General features: G+C 62.6%; 4 protein-coding genes and 1 pseudogene. 2 read left to right on the top strand and 3 right to left on the bottom strand.

Going from position 1 to position 3,889, the window contains the following annotated elements; genetic code table 11:
- Positions 1-271: pseudogene (locus LPZ50_RS22845) on the top strand (ABC transporter ATP-binding protein); the annotation flags it as partial.
- 81 nt (positions 272-352) lie between these two features.
- On the opposite strand, the gene pyrC reads toward LPZ50_RS22845, so the two are convergent.
- A complete protein-coding gene (gene pyrC, locus LPZ50_RS22840) occupies positions 353-1,411 on the bottom strand; it encodes a dihydroorotase (protein ID WP_230665108.1) in 1,059 nt (352 codons plus the stop codon).
- A 20-nt stretch (positions 1,412-1,431) separates the two neighbouring features.
- Positions 1,432-2,625 (bottom strand): M20 aminoacylase family protein, encoded by a 1,194-nt coding sequence (locus LPZ50_RS22835; protein ID WP_230665107.1) that lies wholly within the window; start codon positions 2,623-2,625, stop codon positions 1,432-1,434.
- Positions 2,626-2,771: 146 nt separating this feature from the next.
- On the opposite strand from LPZ50_RS22835, the gene LPZ50_RS22830 reads away from it, so the two are divergent.
- On the top strand, positions 2,772-3,050 hold the full coding sequence (locus LPZ50_RS22830) for an SWIB/MDM2 domain-containing protein (RefSeq protein WP_053245898.1): 279 nt from the start codon (positions 2,772-2,774) through the stop codon (positions 3,048-3,050).
- Positions 3,051-3,265: 215 nt separating this feature from the next.
- Here the strand turns inward: LPZ50_RS22830 and LPZ50_RS22825 are convergent, their stop codons facing one another.
- The gene (locus LPZ50_RS22825) at positions 3,266-3,631 is read right to left on the bottom strand and encodes a DUF4870 family protein (RefSeq protein ID WP_230665106.1); all 366 of its coding nucleotides are present in this window, start codon (positions 3,629-3,631) and stop codon (positions 3,266-3,268) included.
- Between the last annotated feature and the right edge of the window lie 258 nt (positions 3,632-3,889).

The raw sequence follows: 3,889 nt of genomic DNA, 5'->3' as shown, positions 1-3,889 counted from the left end.
CGAGGCGCCGCCCGCGCCTCGCGCCCGCGCCACGCGTGCGGCCAAGCTCAGCTCGTGGGAACTGCGCGAACTCGAAGGCCTGCCCCAAGCCATCGCCGACATCGAGGCCCGCCAATCCGCCCTGTCGGCTCAGTTGGCCGACGGCAGCCTTTATCGCGATGCGCCTGCGGAAGTCGAACGCATCAATAAAGAACTGGCGGCGCTGGAAACCGAAATGGAAGAAAAATTCGCACGCTGGGAGCTGCTCGAGGCACGGCGCGCCGACACCTGAACTCCTGCCGCGGACAACCGGGGAGGCCGGGCGCCCGCAGCCGAAGCCACGGCCTTCGGCTGCCATGGTCCAGCTGCCGCCCTACACCACGCGCCAGTCCAGCGATTCGCCCGCCGCCAACGGCACCAGCGAGGTATTGCCGAACGGCACTTCGTCGGGAATGACGTACGGCTCGCGCTGCAGTGTCAACGTGCCCGTATTGCGCGGCAGGCCGTAGAAATCGGGCCCATGGAAGCTGGCAAAACCCTCCAGCTTGTCCAGCCGGCCCGCCCGCTCGAATGCTGTGGCGTAAAGTTCCATCGCGTGCAAGGCGGTATAGCAACCCGCGCAGCCACAGGCATGTTCTTTCAGGCCCCGCGCATGCGGCGCGCTGTCCGTACCCAGGAAAAACCGGGGGTTGCCGCTGGTGGCGGCCTCGACCAGGGCCTGGCGATGCACTTCGCGTTTCAGGATGGGCAGGCAGTACCAATGCGGACGCACCCCGCCCTGGAAAATGGCGTTGCGGTTGTACAGCAGGTGCTGCGGCGTAATGGTGGCCGCAATGGGGCCGTCGGCGTCGCGCACATATTCGGCGCCATCCTTGGTGGTGATGTGCTCGAACACCACCTTCAAGCCCGGATACGCCTGGCGCAGCGGCCGCATCACGCGCTCGATGAACTCCGCTTCGCGGTCGAAGACGTCTATGCCCGGGTCGGTAACTTCGCCATGCACCAGCAAAGGCATGCCGCAGCGTTCCAGCGCCTGCAGCGCCTTGGCGCACTTGCCCAGCAAGTCCGTCACGCCCGCGTCGGAATTGGTGGTGGCGCCGGCAGGGTACAACTTCACCGCGTACACCTGGCCCGATTCATGGGCGCGCACGATTTCCTCGGCCGAGGTGTTGTCGGTCAGGTACAAGGTCATCAGCGGCGTAAACGCGGGCAGGCCATCTTGCTGGCGCAGCGCGTCTTCGATGCGTTGGCGATACGCCAGCGCCTGCTCGGTGGTGGTTACCGGCGGACGCAGGTTCGGCATGATGATGGCGCGCGCGAATTGGCGCGCCGTGTCGCCCACCACGGCCTGCAGCGCTGCGCCGTCGCGCAGGTGCAGATGCCAGTCGTCGGGGCGGGTAATGGTCAGTTGCGTGGGAAGTTGAGAAGACATGAACGGAAAACGGTAAGGGCTTATTCAGCCAGGGGCATGCCGCGCTCGGCCAGCGCGCAGAACATCGCGCTGCCCAAAGGAATCACGGCGTCATTGAAGTCGAAGCGGGAATTATGCAGCACGCAGCCGGATTCGGCCCCGCCCTGGCCCAGCCGGAAATAGGCGCCCGGGCGAGCCTGCAGCATGAACGAGAAATCTTCCGAGCCCATCGACGGGGTCAAGTCTCGCACTACGTTTTCTTTGCCTATCATGTCGGTGGCAATATCGGCCACCAGATTGGCGTGCTGCGGCGTATTCAGTGTGGCGGGATAAATGCGCTGGTACTCGATCTCGGCCGTGGCGCCAAATCCGCTCGCCACCGCGGCAACCAGTTCGCGCATGCGCGATTCCACCATTTCCTGCACCGACTTGCGGAAGGTGCGCACGGTGCCCACCAATCTGGCCTCGCGCGGAATCACACTCATGGCACCAGGATGCCCCGCCTGCAGCGACCCTATCGACAATACCGCGGAATCCAGGGGATTCACATTGCGCGACACGATGGTCTGCAAAACCGTGATGACGTGGCCCGCAATGGTGACGGGGTCGATCGTCTGGTAAGGGTGCGCCCCATGCCCGCCACGGCCGGTAATGATGATCTCGAAGCGGTCGGCCGCCGCCATCATGGGGCCCGGGTTGATGCCGATGGAACCAGGCTTCAGGCCCGGCCAATTGTGCAATGCGTAAATCGCATCGCACGGAAAGGTATCGAACAGCCCGTCTTCCATCATGGCCTTCGCGCCACCCCGGCCTTCCTCGGCCGGCTGGAAGATCAGCACCGCCGTGCCGTCGAAGTTGCGCGTCTGGGCAAGGTATCGCGCCGCGCCGATCAGGATAGCCGTGTGCCCGTCGTGGCCGCAGCCATGCATCAGCCCCGCCTTGCTCGATTTGTACTCGAAGTTATTGTCTTCGGTCATGGGCAGCGCATCCATATCGGCGCGTAGGCCTATCATGCGGCCGCTGTCGCGGCCACGGCCGCGTATGACGCCCACGACACCCGTCTTGCCTATGCCGCGATGCACTTCGATGCCCAGGGCTTCCAGCGCGCCGGCCACGATGCCCGAGGTGCGAACCTCTTCGAAGCCTAGTTCGGGATGCGCGTGCAAGTCGCGGCGCATCGCCGTCAGTTCGTCGTGAAATAGCCGGATGGATTCCAGCGCGGATCTAGCGTACATGAGCCGTTACACACCTTGATCTGGGGGTGTTGAAGTCCCCATTTTAGTTGCTACAGAGCATAAATGGCTTTGTCTTTGCTGGGGAGACACGTTATGCTCCGCCCGCAGGACAATTTTTCCAACAGCCAGAGAAGGAGCGCCGTATTATGGCTACAACCTCCAAACCCGCGACCGCACGCAAGCCGAACGCCGCGTTCATGAAGCCCCTGACCCCCAGCCCCGAGCTGGCCGCCGTCATTGGCTCCGAAGCCGTGCCGCGCACCGAGGTCACCAAAAAGATCTGGGAATACATCAAAAAGCACAACCTGCAAGACGCCAGCAACAAGCGCAACATCAATGCCGACGCCAAGCTGCGTCCGATCTTCGGCAAAGATCAAGTCACGATGTTCGAACTGACCAAGCTGGTCAACGCCCACCTGAAGTAAACAGGCAAAGGGCGTACCCGGTACGTCCCTGCCCTTCGCCGGCTGCCCGGTCACTGCCGCGGCCTGCCGCGCGCTGGCCTCTTCCGGCCCGCTCTCATCGCGTACGCCTGGCCTCGCAGGCTGCTAAGCCCTTTCTTAGGCTGCCCGCCAAGAGCACCCCGAATAAAAACGGCTGACCTTTCTCTGGTCAGCCGTTTTTATTGGGCACATGGCGCTTACGCGTAAGGTGTGGGGGCCGACCCCTCCAGCAGCGCCAACCAGCCCTTGATAAGCCGGTACAACACCCACACTACCGTGGCCGCCAGGCCAAGCCAGCCAATGAAAATCAGCGTCGCAATAGCGCTGATGGCCAGCCACAGCAAGGCCCACCAGAAGGTGCGCAACAGCCAGTCGAAGTGTGCTGCATACATGGTGCCAGCGGTGTCGGAACGCTTTACGTACATCAGCACTACCGCGGCCAGGGTCGCAATACCCAGGAAACCACCGGTAAGAAAACCCAGCGCATATAAGCCGTAGGCCACGTGGGTCAGCGTGCGCAAGTCGGGCGAAGTGCTGGATTGGGGGATCTGGGGATCGCTCACGATAACCGCTCCATCTAATAGATTTAGCCAATCTTACCGCACAAAGACGCGTGTTCGGGGATGGATGGCAATACCGTTACCGGGGTGTGGCGAGGTCGCGACGCCTGGTGGCAATAGCCTTGGATCGGCGTCACACCTGTCGATGCAATGATCCAAGCATCTAGGTATGGGCGAGGCTTTTCTGTTTCCGCAAAGACAAAACCCCAGCACGTTGTGTGCTGGGGTTTTGCGGGATAAGAGCCTGACGATGACCTACTT

Source organism: Bordetella petrii, from assembly GCF_020991325.1.
GTDB classification, from domain to species: domain Bacteria; phylum Pseudomonadota; class Gammaproteobacteria; order Burkholderiales; family Burkholderiaceae_B; genus Bordetella_A; species Bordetella_A petrii_E.
Note: the sequence above shows the minus strand (reverse complement) of the source record. Positions and strands in the feature narration are given on the sequence as shown.